This window comes from Dietzia kunjamensis (assembly GCF_045689975.1).
GTDB classification, from domain to species: Bacteria; Actinomycetota; Actinomycetes; order Mycobacteriales; family Mycobacteriaceae; genus Dietzia; species Dietzia kunjamensis.
This window is the reverse complement of sequence record NZ_CP143297.1, coordinates 413,454-431,371: the sequence shown is the minus strand read 5'-3', so window position 1 is coordinate 431,371 and position 17,918 is coordinate 413,454. Positions and strand designations below refer to the sequence as shown.

16 protein-coding genes, 1 tRNA gene and 1 pseudogene are annotated in these 17,918 nt (G+C 70.6%); 9 read left to right on the top strand and 9 right to left on the bottom strand.

The genetic code is table 11. The features are described from left to right. Nucleotides 1-78: 78 nt before the first annotated feature. Nucleotides 79-594, top strand: coding sequence for a phage holin family protein (locus VZF99_RS02020; RefSeq protein WP_067711418.1), 516 nt, complete (start codon nt 79-81; stop codon nt 592-594). 95 nt (nt 595-689) lie between these two features. Next, nucleotides 690-1,559, top strand: a complete 870-nt coding sequence (locus tag VZF99_RS02015; protein ID WP_154829686.1) for an alpha/beta hydrolase — start codon at nt 690-692, stop codon at nt 1,557-1,559. Between the two features lie 53 nt (nt 1,560-1,612). Here VZF99_RS02015 and VZF99_RS02010 read toward each other — a convergent pair whose 3' ends face one another. The 4 genes and pseudogenes from VZF99_RS02010 to nth form a co-directional block, all read right to left on the bottom strand. After that, nucleotides 1,613-2,812 (bottom strand): MarP family serine protease, encoded by a 1,200-nt coding sequence (locus tag VZF99_RS02010; protein WP_407335577.1) that lies wholly within the window; start codon nt 2,810-2,812, stop codon nt 1,613-1,615. Nucleotides 2,813-3,033: 221 nt separating this feature from the next. After that, nucleotides 3,034-3,699 (bottom strand): annotated as a pseudogene (locus tag VZF99_RS02005) (NUDIX hydrolase); the annotation flags it as partial. A gap of 77 nt (nt 3,700-3,776) precedes the next feature. Beyond that, nucleotides 3,777-4,445, bottom strand: coding sequence for a TlpA disulfide reductase family protein (locus VZF99_RS02000; protein WP_120284759.1), 669 nt, complete (start codon nt 4,443-4,445; stop codon nt 3,777-3,779). Further along, nucleotides 4,442-5,233 carry an endonuclease III gene (nth, locus tag VZF99_RS01995; RefSeq protein WP_120284761.1) on the bottom strand — a complete coding sequence of 264 codons (792 nt, stop codon included), beginning with the start codon at nt 5,231-5,233 and terminating at the stop codon, nt 4,442-4,444. The genes VZF99_RS02000 and nth overlap by 4 nt, the downstream gene beginning before the upstream one ends. A 324-nt stretch (nt 5,234-5,557) precedes the next feature. Here nth and VZF99_RS01990 point away from each other — a divergent pair, with 324 nt between their 5' ends. Continuing rightward, the gene (locus VZF99_RS01990; RefSeq protein ID WP_132062784.1) at nt 5,558-6,262 is read left to right on the top strand and encodes a Crp/Fnr family transcriptional regulator; all 705 of its coding nucleotides are present in this window, start codon (nt 5,558-5,560) and stop codon (nt 6,260-6,262) included. 150 nt (nt 6,263-6,412) lie between these two features. Here the strand turns inward: VZF99_RS01990 and VZF99_RS01985 are convergent, their stop codons facing one another. The 4 genes from VZF99_RS01985 to VZF99_RS01970 all read right to left on the bottom strand — a co-directional run bounded on the left by VZF99_RS01985 (nt 6,413) and on the right by VZF99_RS01970 (nt 9,159). Next, nucleotides 6,413-7,414, bottom strand: a complete 1,002-nt coding sequence (locus VZF99_RS01985; protein ID WP_407335576.1) for a hypothetical protein — start codon at nt 7,412-7,414, stop codon at nt 6,413-6,415. Between the two features lie 208 nt (nt 7,415-7,622). After that, entirely contained in the window at nt 7,623-8,504 is an 882-nt protein-coding gene (locus tag VZF99_RS01980) for an MBL fold metallo-hydrolase (RefSeq protein ID WP_120284765.1), read from the bottom strand. Nucleotides 8,505-8,509: 5 nt separating this feature from the next. Beyond that, nucleotides 8,510-8,989, bottom strand: a complete 480-nt coding sequence (locus VZF99_RS01975) for a RidA family protein (protein WP_407335575.1) — start codon at nt 8,987-8,989, stop codon at nt 8,510-8,512. Then, a complete protein-coding gene (locus VZF99_RS01970; protein ID WP_096906156.1) occupies nt 8,989-9,159 on the bottom strand; it encodes a DUF4177 domain-containing protein in 171 nt (56 codons plus the stop codon). Before VZF99_RS01970 ends, VZF99_RS01975 begins: the two co-directional genes overlap by 1 nt. A 78-nt stretch (nt 9,160-9,237) precedes the next feature. On the opposite strand from VZF99_RS01970, the gene VZF99_RS01965 reads away from it, so the two are divergent. Then, the gene (locus VZF99_RS01965) at nt 9,238-10,281 is read left to right on the top strand and encodes an ArsA-related P-loop ATPase (RefSeq protein WP_407335574.1); all 1,044 of its coding nucleotides are present in this window, start codon (nt 9,238-9,240) and stop codon (nt 10,279-10,281) included. Between the two features lies 1 nt (nt 10,282). Then, on the top strand, nt 10,283-11,392 hold the full coding sequence (locus VZF99_RS01960) for an ArsA-related P-loop ATPase (protein ID WP_067716252.1): 1,110 nt from the start codon (nt 10,283-10,285) through the stop codon (nt 11,390-11,392). A 106-nt stretch (nt 11,393-11,498) separates the two neighbouring features. Here the strand turns inward: VZF99_RS01960 and VZF99_RS01955 are convergent, their stop codons facing one another. After that, nucleotides 11,499-11,876, bottom strand: a complete 378-nt coding sequence (locus tag VZF99_RS01955; protein ID WP_187352252.1) for a WhiB family transcriptional regulator — start codon at nt 11,874-11,876, stop codon at nt 11,499-11,501. Nucleotides 11,877-12,144: 268 nt separating this feature from the next. On the opposite strand from VZF99_RS01955, the gene VZF99_RS01950 reads away from it, so the two are divergent. The 4 genes from VZF99_RS01950 to VZF99_RS01935 all read left to right on the top strand — a co-directional run bounded on the left by VZF99_RS01950 (nt 12,145) and on the right by VZF99_RS01935 (nt 17,918). Further along, complete coding sequence (locus VZF99_RS01950; RefSeq protein ID WP_407336064.1) at nt 12,145-14,526, top strand: transglycosylase domain-containing protein; 2,382 nt, start codon at nt 12,145-12,147, stop codon at nt 14,524-14,526. Nucleotides 14,527-14,554: 28 nt separating this feature from the next. Next, nucleotides 14,555-15,538: a metallophosphoesterase gene (locus tag VZF99_RS01945; protein WP_407335573.1), complete on the top strand. Its 984-nt coding sequence runs from the start codon at nt 14,555-14,557 to the stop codon at nt 15,536-15,538. 52 nt (nt 15,539-15,590) lie between these two features. Continuing rightward, nucleotides 15,591-15,664: transfer RNA gene (locus VZF99_RS01940), tRNA-Pro, on the top strand. Nucleotides 15,665-15,824: 160 nt separating this feature from the next. Beyond that, entirely contained in the window at nt 15,825-17,918 is a 2,094-nt protein-coding gene (locus VZF99_RS01935; protein WP_407335572.1) for an acyl-CoA dehydrogenase, read from the top strand.

The following is a 17,918-nucleotide window of genomic DNA, read 5'->3' as shown; positions in this document are numbered from 1 at the left end:
GGTAGCGGGTGAACACCGCCACGTGACGTGGCACGATGGACGACGGTGCATCCGTCGCCGGACTATGGAGGAACAACCGTGAGCCACGCCCAGGGAACGCACAAGCCGACCGAGGCCTCGATCCCCCTGCATGACGCTGACTCGATCGGCCGTGGCGACGCCAGTATCGGCACCCTGGTCAAGAACGCCACGACGCAGGTGTCGACGCTGGTTCGTGCCGAGATCGAACTGGCGAAGACCGAGGTCACCGAGCAGGTGAAGAAGGCCGCGACCGGGTCCGGCTTCTTCGTCGCGGCCCTCGTCCTGCTGCTGATGTCCTTCTTCCCGTTCGTGTTCATGTGGGCCAAGCTCATCTCGATGTGGTTCGGCACCAAGACCTGGGACTGGATGGGCTTCCTCATCGTGTTCGTCGTCCTGGTCCTGCTCGCGGCGGTGTTCGGACTACTCGGCTACCGCAAGGTCAAGAAGATCCGGAAGCCGCAGCGCACCATCGACTCGGTGTCGGACCTCAAGCTGGCCATGCCCAAGGGCAACGAGCCCCGGCCCGGCACGGTGCGTGTCACCGAGACGCCCTTGCCCGCGTCGAAGTCCTGAGAACTCCCGCTCACCGGCCGCCCGACCCGTCGATCGTCAGGATCGACGGGTCGTGGCGGCATCGTGACGTCTCGGCCAACGGCATCCGCCTGCACATCGCCGAGGCGCTGCCGGCCGACACCCCGCCGGGCCGACTCCCCCCTCTGGTCCTCCTGATCCACGGTCTCAGTGGAATCTGGTGGACGATGCGGGCGCCCATGCTCGCGCTGGCCGACGCCGGGTTCCATGCCGTTGCCGTCGATCTCCGGGGCCACGGCGACTCGGACAAGCCGCCGCGCGGTTACGACGGGTGGACCCTGGCCGCGGACATGACCAACCTCATCCGGGCCCTCGGTCACTCCTCGGCGGTGGTCGTCGGCCAGGGCGAGGGCGGATTCATCGCATGGACCGCCGCCTACCGCCGGCCACGCGCGGTGCGGGGCCTCGTCGTCGTCGGCTCTCCCCACCCGGTCGCCACCCGGCGCGCCGCACTGCTCGACCGCTCCCAACGTCGTGCGCTGGTGCCTCGCCTGCTCGCGGACCAGGCGCCGCGATTGCCCGAGCGGCACCTCACCCGCGACGGCGCCGCAGTGGTCGAGGAGATGCTCCGCAGTCGATCCGGGCCCACGTGGCCCGACACGGAGGACTTCCGCGAATCCGCCGACCTGCTCAGGCGGTCCATGCTCATCCCGAAGGTCGCCCACCTGACCCTGGAGAGCCGCCGCTGGATGGTGCGGAGCCAGTTCCGTCCGGACGGCCGCGACTTTCGCCGCGCGGTCTCGGGCGTCCTGCCGCAGCCCGTGCTGGGGATCAGTGGAGCCGAGGACAGGTTCATCCTGCCGGCCACCGTCCGCGCGTCCTCGGCGTGGACGCGCGACTTCACCACCGAACTGGTCCCGGGGGCCGGGCACTATCCCGCGATGGAGGCCCCGGACGCCACGTCCCGGCTGATCGTGGACTTCGCGCGGCGCGTCACCCCGCTCTGAGCCGCCGGGACTCCGACCCGCCGGCCAGCCCCGCCGGCCGGGCCCCGCGGTGATCAGCTGGGCAGCCCCACGCACCGCCCCGTCGAGACCGACTCCTGCGCATCGACCGCGAGCTGGAGCTGCGGCAGCACCTGCTCCACGGTCAGCGCGTACCCGGTGTCCGCGGCGTCCATCGCGGCGCCGAACACCACACCGGCGACCTGCCCCTGCGGGGTGACCAGCGGTCCGCCGGAATTACCCTCGCGAACGGAGCCCCGCAGGATGTATACCTCGCGCTCGACGGTCTGCTCGCGGTAGATGTCCGGGCCGCGCAGGGTCACACGCTCGCGGATCCGTGCCGCGTCCGGACGGTAGGGCCCGTTGCCCGGGTAGCCCACGACGATCGCGTCGTCGCCGGTGCGGGCACGGTTCTCGGCGAAGGGAAGAACCGGAGCGTCCAGCCCGTCCACGCGCAGCACCGCGATATCCACGCGGGGGTCGTAGACCACCACCTCGGCGTCCAGCTCGTCATCACCGGACACCACGGTCGCGGACTCGGTGCCCGCCACTACGTGCGCGTTGGTCATCACGAGCCCCGGCGCGGCCACGAACCCCGACCCCTCCAGCGCGCGGCTGCAGGACTCGGCCCGGCCGCGGATCTTCAGCACGGACGGCTGTACGCGGGCCACCACCTCGGAGACGGCGAGGACCGGATCGGGCGGTGGGACCTCCTGCATCGGGGTGGTCCCGAAGGGGCCGAGGATGTCCGGGAAACCGGTGGTGCCCAGGACCGAGGTGAACGTCGCGGGGATCCGTTGCAGCTGTTCGGGGGCGACGTCGTCGATCTTGGCCAGCACGGACGACCCTCGCACCGCCTTGCCCAGCCCGGGTCCCTCCTGCGCGGCGATGGGCACCGCGACCAGCCAGGCCACGAGCAGCATGGCCGCGGACTGGAGGACGGCGCCCACCGTGCTGTCGAGGAGTCGCGCGCCGGATCCGGCGATGTAGCGCCTGGCGGCGCGGCCGATCGTGACGCCGGCGACCTGCCCGATGATCACCATCACCGCGATGATCGCCAGCCCCGCGGACAGCCTGCCGAACGGCGAGTCGATCTCCCGCACGAGGTGCGGGGCCACCAGCAGGCCGGAGGTCGCGCCGATGCCCACCCCGAGCAACGCGAAGCCCGACGCGGCGGCCCCGTTGATCCATCCCGAGATCGCCGCGGCCGCGGCGAGTGCGAACAGAGCCAGGTCGAGCCATTGCGAGCCCGTCACCGGTACCCCCTCCGAGGATTGTCCGCGGGCAGGTCGAGCGACTCCTCGCCGTCGGCGGGCTGCTCGCCGTCCCCGGCCAGCCCGCCGTCGGGGGCCGTGCCACCGGCGACGGCGCCGGCGGCGGTGCGCGCACTCAGCCCGGGGACGCCGGCGACGGTGCGATCGGCCAGTGGGTCCGCGGATTCGCGGCGGGCCTCCTCGGCCGACATGCGGTGCTGCTCCCCGTTCGCGGACGCGGCCAGGGTCTTCTCGAGGTCCCGGATGTCGGACGTGTCCCAGTCCAGCTCCCATCCGGCGGAGTGGAACATCGCGGCGAGGATGCCGGCGGTGAAGCCCCACACGACGAGGTCGTCGTGCTGGAACGCCGGGCCGGTCCACCCGGTGGTGTGCCGGAGCAGGAATCGGTTGGCGGGATCGAGCAGCTCGTCGACCGGCACGGTCATCACGCGCGCGGTCTCCGCCGGGTCCACGACGTCGACCTCCATCGGCTCCCGCCAGTATCCGAGCACCGGTGCGACGGAGTAGTTCGAGACCGGGATGTACAGCTCGGGGAGCACCGCGAGCACGTCCACCCCGTCGGGGTCGAGGCCGGTCTCCTCCCACGCCTCACGCAGTGCGGCCTCCACCGGGCCGCTGTCCGTGTCGTCGACGCCGCCGCCGGGGAACGAGATCTGACCCGAGTGGCTGCGCAGCGTGGGGGCCCGGTGGGTGAGCAAGACGCGGGCATCGGCGGGCGGCTGGGGGCCGGGCGCGTCCTCCGAGCCGGAGAACAGCACCAGGACGGCGGCGTCGCGGTGCGGCCGGCCGACCTCGTTGGGACCGCGGTCCTCGGGCGGGCGCCGTCTCGGCAGCAACCCGTCGAAGCTGCCGTCGGTGCACGCCGTCATGAGGGGGTCCATCCAAGCGGGGTGCGGGACGCCGGTGACGTCGCCGGGCCGGGGCACGGGCCCGTTCGCGGGGTTGCTCACGCGGTCACTCCCAGGTGTTCGGCGACGGCGTCCAGCACGTCCTGCTCGCTGTCCATGGGCTCGACCAGCACGTGCGCGATCGTCCCGTCGGCGCGGACGAAGAGCGTCAGCGGCAGGACGGGTGGCGCGCCGAGCACGGCCGGCAGCTCCTCCTCCTGGTCGGAGACCGAGATCAGTTCCTCGATGCCCAGCGCGGCGAGGGTGTCGAAACCCTTGGTCTCGGACGGGTCCGTGTGCGAGAGCACCACCCGCACCTCGTCACCGAGGGTGGCCTGGGCGTCACGGATGGCGGGCAGCTCACGGCGGCACGGTTCGCACCAGTAGGCCCACATGTTGACCACCATGGGCGTGCCGGCCTGGATCTTGCCGAGCGTGGTGGTGGAGCCGTCGTCCATGCAGCGCACCATCAGTCCGGCGACGGGGCCGGCGGTGGTGGCGGGCACGGCGCTGTCGCGGCAGGCGGGGAGCCCGGCCTCGGCGCGGACCGCGGGGTCCACGACGGTGCGCGGCTCGTCTGCGGGCGGGGCGCCCACGGGAGGTGCTGTGGGGGCGGCGGTCGGGTCGCCGGACCCGTCGTCGGTATCACCGAACGTGGAGAGAAGTGCGACGACGACGCCGATCATCGCCACGAGAGCGACCAGCGACCACCGGGCTGAGGCGCTCACGCGTGGTCCCCCAGTCCGACCAGTTCCAGCAGGTGGTCGCGCTCGGGTCCCGCCACGAGGCGGGCGGCGGCGACCGGGTCGAGCGGGCCGGCCTCGCCCGCGGACGGGCAGTCGTCGGCCAGCACACACGCCCCACAGGCCGCGGTCCGGGCGTGGCACACCCGGCGACCGTGGAAGATGATCCGGTGGCTCGCGTCGGTCCAGGAGGCCCGCGGCAGCATGCGCGACACCTCGCGCTCGATGCGGACGGCGTCCGTGGCCTCGGTCCACTTCCAGCGGTTCACCAACCGGATGAAGTGGGTGTCGACCGGCAGACCCGGGATCCCGAATGCGTTGCCCAACACCACGTTGGCCGTCTTCCGTCCGAATCCCGGGAGGGTGACCAGGTCCTCGAGCCGCTGCGGCACCTCGCCGTCGTACCTCTCCACGAGCGCCGCGCCCAGGCCCTGGATGCTCCGCGCCTTGTTGCGGTAGAAGCCCGTCGGCCGGATGAACTCCTCCAGCTCCTCCCGGTCCGCCCCCGCGTAGTCGGCGGCGGTCCGGTAGCGCGCGAACAGTGCCGGCGTGACCTCGTTGACCCGCTTGTCCGTGCACTGGGCGGACAGGATCGTCGCCACGCTCAGTTCCAGCGGGTTGGTGAAGTCGAGCTCGCAGTAGACGTGCGGGAACGCCTCCTCGAGGGCGCGGAGCATGCGTCTCGCGCGCCGGGTGCGCCCGAGGTCGGTCTCCACCCCCCTCGCGGCCACCCCTCGTCTGCGGCGCTTCACGGCTGGAGCTGGGTCGGGCATGAGTCCACATTACGGCTCGGCGCCCCGACGGCGCGGAACCGCCGCCCCGGGTGCGTGTGCGTCCCGCGGTCCGGGGGTGGATAATCGGACAGATGCAGGGAATCCTCGTCGTCCTGGTGCCGGTCCTCCTCGCCGGATTCGCACTACTCATGGACCGTTTCGAGAACGCGATCCTCGACGAACCCGAACAGATCGACGTCTGAACCATCCCGCTGATCGCGCGTCGCCACCACCACCGACGCGCTTACGACTACAGTGGTTTTCGCCACACGCACGCCATGGCACGGACACGCATGTCCGCGCCCGAACGGAGGGTCACAGACTGTGACGATTGATCGCCGCACGGACCAGTCTGCCGACGACGTCCTCACCAGAGCCGGAATCTTCCAGGGCGTGGAGCCGGCGGCGGTCTCCGCCCTGCGTTCCGACCTGACCAGCGAGGAGTACTCGAAGGGTGACGTGATCATCCGCGAGGGCGAGCAGGGCGACAGCCTGTACATCGTCACCTCCGGCAAGGTGAAGCTCTCCCGGAAGGCCCCCGACGGTCGCGAGAACCTGCTCTCCATCCTCGGGCCGTCCGACATGTTCGGCGAGCTCTCCATCTTCGACCCCGGCCCGCGCACCTCGTCGGCCGTGTGTGTCACCGACGTGTCTGTGCAGTCCATGGACCGCTCGGCCCTCAAGCGCTGGATCGCCGAGCGTCCGGAGATCTCCGACCAGCTGCTGCGCGTGCTGGCCCGCCGCCTGCGCCGCACCAACAACAACCTCGCCGACCTCATCTTCACCGACGTGCCCGGCCGCGTGGCCAAGGCCCTGCTGCAGCTCGCGCAGCGCTTCGGCACGCAGGAGGGCGGCAACATCCGCGTGACGCACGACCTCACGCAGGAGGAGATCGCCCAGCTCGTCGGCGCCTCCCGCGAGACGGTGAACAAGGCGCTGGCCGAGTTCGCGCACCGCGGCTGGCTGCGGCTCGAGGGCAAGAGCGTCATCATCTCCGACACCGAGCGGCTGGCCCGCCGCGCCCGCTGACTCCCCAGCCCCGGCCCCGGCCCCGGCTGCAGACCCAGCCCCCGCCCCAGCCCCGAAATCCGCTACCCGGAATAGGGATCCGCTAGTCCAATCCGACCAGCCGATCCCTATTCCGAGTAGCGGATTCTTGGTTGCCGGCGGGCGACGCTTTCACGCCGCGCGGCCAAGTCCGAGTTGCTCCTGCCGACGCATCGCGTCCTTCACCCGCCGGACGATCACGTCCGGACGCCGCAGGTCATCCCATACCCAGCGAATCACCACGTAGCCGGCATCTTCCAGATCGCGCTGCCTCTGGCGTTCACGGCTCTGTGCTTCCCGTATCTCCTGCGGGCTGTTCCCGTATTTGCCGAAGCCGTCCGCCTCGCCGATGAGCCTCCATTCTCGCCAGTAGAAGTCCACGCGGAACCGCTTGCCGCTCCGGCCCGACAGCCACACCTGCATCTCGGGCTGCGGGAGACCCGCGAACACCAAGATCAGCCGTATCAACGATTCCAGAACCGATTCCGCCAACCCGCATGTCAGCTCCGGCAGCGCCCGCGCGCGCCCGACACCCGTGCGCCCCTTCGCCAGACCCGCCTCGTCCTGGAGTTCTGGGCGCGACAGCATGCCTCGGCGGATGGCCTGGTCGGCAGCAGCAACGCCGCTCTCCAGGCTCACCGTCCGTGCGACGTCGATGATCGTCCTGGCGGGAGAGGTCAACTGGATGCCGTCGACGAGTCTGGTCGCCCCCTCCACGGGCAGGGTGAAGCACACGAGCGCCGAACTGCGCCGCGTTCCGCCGCCCTCGCGTGGCCGGGTGGCGGTGGGCCGGTCCAAGGAGATCCCGTGGAGCGGCAGCCCGTAGAGCGCGAGGGCGGAACCGTGCGACATCACCGTCCCGGGTTCCACCGCGAGCGCGGCCGCCCGAGTTCGTTCGAGGAACTCCCGCTCCCTGCGGACGTAATCGGGCCCGCTCCCGGCGGGCGCCTCCTCCGGCTCGTGGGCGTAGACGCCGGACCGCACCCGCCGTAGCGTTCCGGCGCCGATCCGCCTGTTGATCTCATCGTGGTCCAGGCCGCTGCGGGCGAGCTGCGCGAACGTCGAAAGAAAGGGACTGTCGTGGTCGTCTGTCTTTGATGCACCCATGTTCGGCAGTCTCGCCCACGCCGACACGCGCACTCCCGCTGTAACCCGCGATATGCAGGCCGCCTGTGGAGAAATCCTCCCTGTGGACAACCTCCCCCGCGTCCCCGCGCCCCACCCAAATCCGCTAGCCGGAATCCGGATCGGCGACTCCAATTCGACTAGCCGATCCCTATTCGGACTAGCCGATTTTCGCGAATGGTCGGGCGGGGCGGGCGGGTCAGGCGGCGCGGGCGGGTCAGGCGTTGGCCGCGCTACCCGTGCCCTCCGTGCCCCCTGTATCCAGGCGGTCGAGGTAGCGCAGCGCGACCTTGGTGGACTGCTCGGCCACCTTGAGCAGGAACGGCGTCACGTCGCGGTAGATGTGCTGCGTGATCGCCTCGGCCGAGGCGTCGCGCCCCAACTCGGCCCGGGCGGCGATGATCTGGTCGAGCCGATCGCGCCGGTGCCGACCGAGTACCTGGGCCGCGCGGCCGGTGTTCTCCACGTCGGGCCCGTGCCCCGGGATGCCGATCACCCCGTCGGCCCGCGCCGCGAGGAGATCCATGCTGCCCAGGTAGTCGCCGAGATCACCGTCGGTCGAGTCCAGCACCGTCGAATCCCGGCCGAGGATCGTGTCCCCGAGGACCACGCAGTCCGGCGGAGCAGTGAACCCGGTGCCCGCGGCCCGCACCTCGAGACTGATCGAGTCGGCAGTGTGCCCCGGGGTGCCGAGCACGATGATGTCCAGGCCGGCGGCGTGGATCACCTCGTCGTCGTCACCGCCCGTCACCAACGGCGCGGCGTCCCGGCAGAACCGTTCCTCCACGGCCCTGACGGGGGCGGAGGTGAATCCGCGCAGGTGATCGATGCCGTCGGTGTGGTCGCCGTGACGATGGGTGACGACGACGAGCTCGATCTCTCCCACGATGGCCGCGATCCGCTCGGCGTGCGCGAGGTCGTCGGGCCCGGGGTCCACCACCACGCAGGTGTGCGACCCCGGGGCCCGCAGGACGACGGTGTTGGTCCCCTCGAAGGTCATCTCGGAGGGGTTGTCGCAGAGGATGACCCCGGACAGCTCCGTGACGGGCCGGAGGGTCTCGTACGCCGGGAAAGTGATCGGGGCCAGGCCTGCGGACATCGCGGCTATCCCTCGACCTCGACCACGAGCTCGACCTCGACGGGCGCGTTCAGCGGCAGCTCGGACACGCCGACCGCCGACCGGGCGTGGACGCCGGCGTCGCCGAAGATCTCACCGAGCACGTCGGAGGCGCCGTTGAGGACACCCGGCTGCCCGCTGAAGCCGGGCGCGGAGGCGACGAACCCGACCACCTTGACGACCTTCACCACCGAATCGATCCCGACGAGCCCGTCGACGGCCGCCAGCGCGTTGAGGGCGCAGGTGCGGGCCAGCTCGGCGGCCTGCTCGGCGGTGACCTCGGCCCCCACCTTGCCCGTGGCCGCCAGGGCGCCGTCGACCATGGGCAACTGCCCGGAGGTGTAGACGAACGCGCCGGTCCGTACTGCCGGGACGTAGTTGGCGACCGGCGGGACGACCGTCGGCAGCTCCAGACCCAGCTGGTCGAGCTTGCGGGTCCAATAACCGGCGGTCTCGGTCTCCGACATCAGAGCTGTCGCTTCATGTAGGCGACATGCTGCTCACCCGTGGGTCCGGGCAGAACGGAGACCAGCTCCCAGCCGTCGCCTCCCCACTGGTCGAGGATCTGCTTGGTGGCGTGCGTCAGCAGCGGGACCGTCACGTACTCGAACCGGGCTGCTCCAGTGGATTCGCTCATGTGCCCCACTCTAGGTAAGTCACGAGCGCCCCGCGCGCGGTGGTGTGAGCGCTTAGTGTGGAACGCATGCCGTCCACGATGAGTCCAGGTACGCGGTCGACACGATCGACCATCGCCGACGAGCTGTCCACCGGGTGGTCCGACAGCTCCGAACGGGCCGAGTTGCACTACGTCTCGGGGAAGGGCGGCACCGGCAAGACGACCGTCGCCACCTCCCTCGCACTGGCGCTGGCCTCCACCGGTAAGCGGGTCCTGCTGGTGGAGGTGGAGGAACGTCAGGGCATCGCCCGGATCTTCGACCGCGCCCCCCTGCCCTACCGCGAGGAACTCGTGGCCAGGGTCGACGGCGGCGGCAAGGTGTTCGCGCTGGCGATCGACATCGAGGCCGCGATGCTCGACTACCTCGACACCTTCTACCGCCTCGGGGTGGTGGGCAAGGTGATGAAGTCGGTCGGTGCGATCGAGTTCGCGACCACGATCGCGCCCGGACTCAAGGACGTCCTGCTCACCGGCAAGATCTATGAGGTCGTCGCGCGCGAGCACGCCAAGCGTGAGGTCGTCTACGACGCCGTGGTGGTCGACGCCCCGCCCACGGGCCGGATCGGCAAGTTCCTCGACGTCACCACCGCGATGGCCGACCTCGCCGGCGGGGGCGGGCCCATCCGTCGCCAGGCGGAGGCCGTGGCCGAGCTGGTCCACTCCACCCGCACGGTCGTGCACCTGGTGACGCTGTTGGAGTCACTGCCGGTGCAGGAGACCATCGAGGCGATCGCCGAACTCAAGAGCCACGGACTGCGGGTCGGGCAGGTGATCATCAACCGCGCCGAGACCCGTCACCTCGACGACGAGGCGCTGCGGCGGATCGCCGAGGAGGACATCGACGCCGAGGCGGTCGCGGACGGCCTCGACGCGACCGGCGTGGAGGTCGACGACGAGGGACTGCAGGGTCTGCTGGTACAGGCGATCGAGCACGCCCGCGTGGCCCGCGGCCAACTCCGCGCCGGCGAGACGCTCACCTCCGCCGCCTGCCCCACCCTCGTACTACCGGCGCTGCCCAACGGGGTGGAGGTCGCGGACCTCTACGACCTCGCCTCCGCCCTCGTCGACCAGGGAGTCCACTGACATGACACGCCGCCTCGACATCACCGCCATGCTCACCGACCCCGCCACCCGGGTGGTGGTGTGCACCGGCGCCGGCGGCGTGGGCAAGACGACCACCGCCGCGGCGGTCGCCCTGCGGGCCGCCGAACTCGGCCGCGACACGGTCGTGTTGACCATCGACCCGGCCCGTCGCCTCGCGCAGGCCCTCGGCATCGACGAGTTGTCCAACGAACCCTCCCCCGTGGACCTCGGGCAGGAGAAATCCGCCGCCGGCGGGTCACTGCACGCGATGATGCTGGACATGCGCCGCACGTTCGACGAACTGGTGGTGGCCAACACCACGGAGGCCAAGGCCCGGGACATCCTGGACAACCGCTTCTACAAGACGATGGTCACCTCCTTCGCGGGGACTCAGGAGTACATGGCCATGGAGAAGTTGGGGCAACTCCTCGACGACTCCGCGTGGGACCTCGTCGTCGTCGACACTCCCCCGTCGCGCAACGCACTGGACTTCCTCGACGCACCGCGCCGCCTCGGCGCGTTCCTCGACAGTCGGCTCATGCGGTTGCTCTCCACGCCCGGCCGCGGGGTCGGACGCCTGGTGACCGGCGCGATGAGCACCGCGATGCGCGGCGTGTCCACGGTGGTGGGGTCCTCGATGCTCAAGGACGCCTCCGAGATGGTGGTGGCGCTGGACTCCACGTTCGGCGGGTTCTCCACCCGCGCGTCCCGGACCCAGGCGATCCTGCGCCGCAAGGGCACGGAGTTCCTGGTGGTCTCCTCCGCGGAGCGGCCCGCCCTGCGCGAGGCCGCGTTCTTCGCCGAGCGCCTGTCCGAGGAGAAGATGCCGCTGGCGGGGGTCGTGGTCAACCGCACCCATCCGCGACTGACCGACCTGAGCGCCGAACAGGCCTGCGCGGCCGCCGACCGCCTGGCCGGGGAGAACCCGGAGGCCGAGGCGGTGCTGCGCATCCACGCCGACCGGGCGGGCACCGCCAAGCAGGAGGTCCGACTGCTCGAGTCGTTCACCGACACCCACCCGGACGTGCGGATCGTCGGCGTGCCCTCACTGCCGTTCGAGATCTCCAACCTGGAGGCACTGCGGTCGGTGGGCGACCAACTCTGCGGCTGACGGATACGAGCGCGGCCCGCGGCGGGTGCCGCGGGCCGCGCTCGAGGTGTCCGGGCCTCGACTCGCCAGGACTCGGTGGACCTCAGGACTCAGTAGACCTCTGGACTCAGTAGACCGCGGTGTGCCGCTCGATCTGCTGCGCGAAGAAGTCTGCCCAGGAACGGACCTCGGGGTGCTGCTTGAGCAGGGCGCGGCGCTGACGCTCGGTCATACCGCCCCAGACACCGAACTCGACGCGGTTGTCGAGTGCGTCGGCCCGGCACTGCAGCAGGACCGGGCAGTGCCGGCAGATGGACGCGGCCTTACGCTGCGCCGCGCCGCGGACGAACAGCTCGTCCGGATCGATGTCCTTGCACCGGGCCTGGGCCACCCATTCCTGGCGACCCTCCCCGATGATGATCTCCTCGGAGCCGAGGGGGTTGCCGGCACCGGGGCGGACCCCGTGGTCGGAGGAGTGGGTGGTCCCGGGGAGGGTGGACGTCATCGAAATACCCCTAGCGTGAGTGGAGTCGTGGACGGGTTCACCGCGCTCGTCTCCGGCCTTCTGAGCCCGCCCGACGCGGCGGACTCACTGTGTCGGCGGGCGTTCGCACCTGGGATCCGTGTATCGCGATCCCATTCCGGTCCGATCCGTCCCGCGTTCCCCCATATTGTTACCGCAGTCACACAACAGAAGTAAAGAGTCGACACATGATCGCCGCGCGACGGGTGGTCCCGGAGGGGTGGTCACGTACCCTGTGCGTGTGTCGGCTATGAGTTCGCTGGGAAAGCTGGTCGCGACGTGTGTCGCCGCCGGGGTGGTCACGGCGGGGTCCCTGTTCCCGATCGCGGGGGCAGCGGGGCTGGCATCCAACAAGATGGCCGACACGTTGGCCGGGACGTCCGCGGACCTCATCAAGGGTGACCTGCCGTCGATCTCCACGGTGACCGACTCGGCCGGCGCCCCCATCGCGTGGCTGTACGACCAGCAGCGCGTGCCGGTGCCCAGCGAGGAGATCTCGCAGCAGATGAAGCTGGCGATCATCGCCATCGAGGACCGCCGGTTCGCGGACCACAACGGCGTCGACTGGCGAGGCACCGTCCGCGCGGCCCTGACCAACGCCACCTCCGGCGAGGTCGAGCAGGGCGCGTCGACGATCGACCAGCAGCTGGTCAAGAACTACCAGTTCCTCGTCTCCGCCGAGAACGACGCGGAGCGTCGCGCCGCGGTCGAGACCACGCCCGCGCGCAAGATCAAAGAGATCCGGATGGCGCTCACCCTCGACGGGGAGTTGAGCAAGGACGAGATCCTCACCAAGTACCTCAACCTGATCTCGTTCGGCAACGGCACGTTCGGCGTCCAGACCGCCGCGCAGACCTACTTCGGCGTCGACGCCCGCGACCTCAGCGTCCCCCAGGCGGCGATGCTCGCGGGCATGGTGCAGTCCACCAGTCGGTTCGACCCGTACACCAACCCCGAGGGCACCACGCAGCGCCGCAACACCGTCATCGACACGATGGTCCAGACCGGCGCCATCACCCCGGCCGAGGGCGAGGCCTACGCGGCCGAACCGCTGGGTGTGCTCGAGCGACCGAACCCGCTGCCCCGGGGATGCATCACCGCCGGTGACAGCGGATTCTTCTGCGACTACGTCCTCCAGTACCTCGAGGAGAACGGCCTGAGTCGGGACATGGTGGAGCAGGGCGGGTACACGATCCGCACCACCCTCGACGAGACCGTCCAGTCCAACGTCCAGCGCTCGGTCGACACGTACGGCAACCCGACCGCCCAGGGCGTGGCCGAGGTGATGAGTGTCGTCCGGCCCGGCAAGGACGCCCACAAGGTCGTCGCGATGGCCTCCAGCCGCCAGTACGGACTCGAACTGGGCGACAGCCAGACCGTGCAACCGCAGCCGTTCTCGCTGGTCGGTGACGGCGGGGGCTCGGTCTTCAAGGTCTTCACCGTCGCCGCCGCCATGGAGAAGGGCATGGGAACCAACACGAGCCTCCCGGTGCCGCGTCGCGTCCAGGTCTCCGGACTCGGCGCCGGTGGCGCCGCCGGGTGCCCGCCCGCACAGTACTGCGTGGAGAACGCCGGCTCGTACCCCTCTTCCTTGTCCGTGACCGACGCCCTCGCGCAGTCGCCCAACACGACGTTCGTGAATCTCATCAAGGACGTGGGCGTCTCGCCCACCGTCGACATGGCGGTCCGCCTCGGCATGCGTTCCTACGACCGCAAGGGCACCGCGCCCGGAGGCGACTCGATCAGCGAATTCGTCAAGAAGAACAACCTCGGCTCGTTCACCCTCGGGCCCACCGCCGTCAACGCGCTGGAACTGTCCAACGTCGGCGCCACCATCGCCTCCGGCGGCGTCTGGTGTCCCCCCAGTCCCATCGAGTCGATCACCGACCGCACCGGCGCACCCGTCGAGCTGAACGAGCCGGAGTGCGAGCAGGTCGTCGAGGAAGGGCTCGCCGACACCCTCGCCGTCGCCATGTCCAAGGACCACGTGGGCGCCGGCACGGCGGCCGGCGCCGCATCGGGCGCCGGGTGGAGCCTGCCGATGTCCGGCAAGACGGGCACATCCGAGGCCAACCGGTCCTCCGCCTTCCTGGGCTTCACCAACAACTACGCGGCGGCCGTCTACGCGTTCAACGACGGCACCACCACCACCGAGCTGTGTACCAGCCCCCTGCGCCAGTGCTCGTACGGCAACCTCTTCGGTGGCCTCGAGCCGGCACAGACCTGGTTCTCGGCCTTCTCCCCGATCGCCGACATCTACGGCCCGCTCCGACTGCCCGCACCCGATCCCGCCTACCAGGCCGGGACCAGCGGGGCCGCCGCCCCGGACGTCGCGGGCATGAGCCAATCCGCCGCGACGTCGCTACTCACCAACGCCGGGTTCGTCGTCAACACGCAGTTCGTCTCCGGCACCGGCCGTCCGTACGGCACCGTCATCGGCGTCGACGGCAGCACCGGCATCCCCGGGTCCCAGCTCACCCTCCGCGTCTCCGACGGATCGGGCGGCGGCGGGGGCGGGGGCACCGGCGCGCCGGGGCAGGGCGCCTCCGGCCCGGGGGCGCCGGTCGGGGACGAACCCATCGTGCTCAACGTGCCGGGCCTGGCCCCCATCACCATCTCGCCGCCGCGGTGACCCCGCCCGGCGTCGGTAGTCTGGACTGATGTCACGCCCTTCACGCAAGACCCGGGTTTCGACGACCTCCCCCGCCCGCGCGGCGGCCGTCCTCGCCGGGGCGGTCGTGGCGGGAACCGTGTACGCCACGGGCTGGGAGCGCAACGCCTTCACGCTGCGCCGCCACTCCCTGCCGCTGCTCGCGCCCGGCTCGCGGCCCCTGACGATCCTCCACGTCTCGGACCTGCACATGATGCCCGGCCAGAAGCGTAAGCAGCAGTTCGTCAACTCGCTGGCGGAGTTGGAGCCCGACCTGGTCGTCAACACCGGTGACAACCTCTCCGACGCCCGGGCGGTGCCCTCCGTGGTCCAGGCCCTCGGGCCACTGCTCGACCGGCCCGGGGCGTTCGTGTTCGGCTCCAACGACTACTACGCCCCGGTCCCCAAGAGCCCGCTGCCGTACATCGGGATAGGCCGCCAGAAACACTCGGCCGTCCCGTTGCCGTGGCGGGATCTCAGGGCCGCCTTCACCGAGCGGGGCTGGGTCGACGCCACCCACCAGCGCGCCGAGATCGCGGTCGACGGCCGTAGCGTGCTCGTCGCCGGTGTCGACGACCCCCACATCGGACGGGACCACTACAACGAGATCGCCGGACCCGCCGGGCCCGCCTTCGACCTGCGGATCGGGTTGCTGCACTCCCCGGAGCCACGCGTGCTGGACCGGTTCGACGCCGACGGGTACGACCTCGCGCTCGCGGGGCACACCCACGGTGGTCAACTCTGCCTCCCCACCGGCGCGATCGTCACCAACTGCGGCATCGACCGCTCGCGGGCCCAGGGTCTGTCCGCGTGGGGCCGGAACCTGGTGTTGCACGTCTCCGCCGGCCTGGGCACCTCCCCGTTCGTACCGGTGCGGACGTTCTGCCGCCCGGAGGCGACCCTGCTGGAACTGGTCGCCGCCCCCGGTGGTGGCGGCGAGGGATCCGAGGTCCCGGTGACCCCGCAACGGGTGAAGGTGCCCCTGCCGGCCTGACCCGGTTTCGCGATTCCGGCGGCGGGGCGCTAGAGTATCCCTCGTTGTCGACCGGGGTGTGGCGCAGCTTGGTAGCGCGCTTCGTTCGGGACGAAGAGGCCGTGGGTTCAAATCCCGCCACCCCGACAATGCGAGGGCCCGGATCACGTCGGTGATCCGGGCCCTCGGTCTTTTCGTGCCCTCGGCCATTTCGTGCCGTGCCCTCGGGTTCCCCCTGCCGTGGTGCCGCCGACGTGGGGCCGCTCTTCCGGTGCACAGCGGCGCGGACTCTCCGTAGAATCGTGTCATGACCTCCGAGACCGACGTCCAGAACGCCGCCGCCGCAGGGGACAGTGCACCCGGGACCGGCCCGGCCGTGCACCCGAACTACGGCCGCATCACCACCACCGGGGCGGGGGACGCGGTCCTCGCGGCCTCGCTGCAGAAGGTCCTCGACGGGACCTGGGCCGATGCCCGCGAGTTCACGCGCGAGGCCATGACCCCGGACATGCTCAACCCGATCGGGCTGGGCATGGAGGAGCATCGCGACCATGTACTGGCGCAGCTCCAGCGCCTGGCCGACTCCGGGATGCCCAAGCTGGGGTTCCGCGAGGAGGACGGTGGGACCGGCGACACCGGCGGGGCGTTGACGTCCTTCGAGATGCTCGGCCACCTCGACCTGTCCCTCATGGTCAAGGCCGGCGTCCAGTGGGGCCTGTTCGGCGGCGCGATCGCCAACCTCGGCGACTCCGAGACCCGTAAGAAGTACCTACCGGACGTCATGTCCCTGGACCTGCTCGGCTGCTTCGCCATGACCGAGGTCGGCGGCGGCTCGGACGTGCAGAACCTGGAGACGACCGCGACGTTCGATCGTGAGACCGGCGAGTTCGTCGTCAACACCCCCACGCCCAGCGCGGAGAAGGCCTACATCGGCAACGCCGCCCGCGACGGCCGGATGGCCGCCGTGTTCGCCCAGCTGGTTACCACGGCCGACGACGGTTCGGAGCTCCGCCACGGTGTCCACTGCCTGCTCGTGCCGATCCGCGACGAGGCCGGTAACGACCTGCCGGGGGTGCGCACCTCCGACCACGGCCCCAAGGGCGGCCTCGCGGGCGTGGACAACGGCAAGATCTGGTTCGACGACGTGCGGGTCCCGCGGGAGGCACTGCTCAACCGCTTCGGCGCCGTCGACGCCGACGGGGAGTACTCCTCCCCCATCGATTCGGTGGGCGCCCGATTCTTCACCATGCTCGGCACGCTCATCCGCGGTCGGGTGTCGGTGGGAGCGGCGGCGGGCGCGTCCGCGCGCACCGCGCTGACGCTGGCCGTGCGGTACTCGCTGGTCCGCCGGCAGTTCGACCACCCGGAGACCGGCAAGGGCATCCCGCTGTTGGAGTACCGGGAGCACCAGCGCCGGCTCATGCCGCGGGTCGCCCGCGCGTATGCCTACGCATGCGCCCAGAACGCGATCATTCTCGAACTGGACGAGTTCGAGAAGAACCCGGAGGCCTTCGACGAGGTCCGTCGCCGCGAGATGGAGACCCACGCCGCGGGCATCAAGGCCTCGGTCACGGCGTTCGCCAACGACACGATCATCGAGGCCCGCCTGGCCTGCGGCGGCGCCGGCTACATGGCGGAGAACCTGCTCACGGAGATGCGCAAGGACTGCGACGTCTTCTCCACCTTCGAGGGCGACAACGTGGTGCTCACCCAGTTGGTGGGCAAGGAGCTCCTGAGCTCCTACGCCGCGGACTTCGGCGACATGGACCAGCGCGAGACCGTCGCGTTCGCCCTGAGCACGGCCGTCGACGTGGTGCAGGAGAAGGCCCGCGCCTCCACCCTGTGGCAGAAGCTCGTCGACGCCGTGACCGACCGCGAGCACACCGACCTGCTCGACCGCGGCAACCAGCTCCAGCTCCTCGTCGACCGCGAGGAGCACCTGCTGGAGACGGTCGCGCGCCGGCTGCGCAAGGCGCAGGGCCAGGACGGTTCGGCGGCGTTCAAGGTCTTCAACTCGGCGCAGGATCATCTCCTGCAGGCCGGTCGCGCCCACATGGACAGCTGGGTGTTCGCCCGCTTCGCCGAGGCCGTGGAGGCCTGCGAGGACCCGGAGGCCAGGGAGGTCCTCGGGATGTTGTGCGACCTGTACGTGCTCGACATCGTGGACGGCGACAAGGGCTGGTTCCTCGAGCACAACCGTCTGACGACCGAGCGGACGAAGGCGGCCACCGCGGCCCGCAACCGTCTCTGCACCAAGTTGGCCGGCCGGGCGCGCACGCTGGTCGACGCCTTCGCGATCCCCGAGTTCGTCTTCAGCGTCCCCATGCTCACCGACGGCGGCGTGGACGCGATCACCGACGAGCCCTCCGACGAACACGAGGTCGTCGGCCTGGCCGACTGA

Bases quoted from the DNA above. Each gene is read 5' to 3' on its own strand.
- VZF99_RS01980 (WP_120284765.1), bottom strand. From the start codon at position 8,504: ATGTCCGCAGGCCTGGCCCCGATCACTTTCCCGGCGTACGAGACCCTC.
- VZF99_RS01965 (WP_407335574.1), top strand. From the start codon at position 9,238: ATGAGTCCAGGTACGCGGTCGACACGATCGACCATCGCCGACGAGCTG.
- VZF99_RS01945 (WP_407335573.1), top strand. From the start codon at position 14,555: ATGTCACGCCCTTCACGCAAGACCCGGGTTTCGACGACCTCCCCCGCC.
- VZF99_RS01935 (WP_407335572.1), top strand. From the start codon at position 15,825: ATGACCTCCGAGACCGACGTCCAGAACGCCGCCGCCGCAGGGGACAGT.
- nth (WP_120284761.1), bottom strand. From the start codon at position 5,233: ATGCCCGACCCAGCTCCAGCCGTGAAGCGCCGCAGACGAGGGGTGGCC.
- VZF99_RS01975 (WP_407335575.1), bottom strand. From the start codon at position 8,989: ATGTCGGAGACCGAGACCGCCGGTTATTGGACCCGCAAGCTCGACCAG.
- VZF99_RS01970 (WP_096906156.1), bottom strand. From the start codon at position 9,159: ATGAGCGAATCCACTGGAGCAGCCCGGTTCGAGTACGTGACGGTCCCG.
- VZF99_RS01950 (WP_407336064.1), top strand. From the start codon at position 12,145: ATGAGTTCGCTGGGAAAGCTGGTCGCGACGTGTGTCGCCGCCGGGGTG.
- VZF99_RS01960 (WP_067716252.1), top strand. From the start codon at position 10,283: ATGACACGCCGCCTCGACATCACCGCCATGCTCACCGACCCCGCCACC.
- VZF99_RS01955 (WP_187352252.1), bottom strand. From the start codon at position 11,876: ATGACGTCCACCCTCCCCGGGACCACCCACTCCTCCGACCACGGGGTC.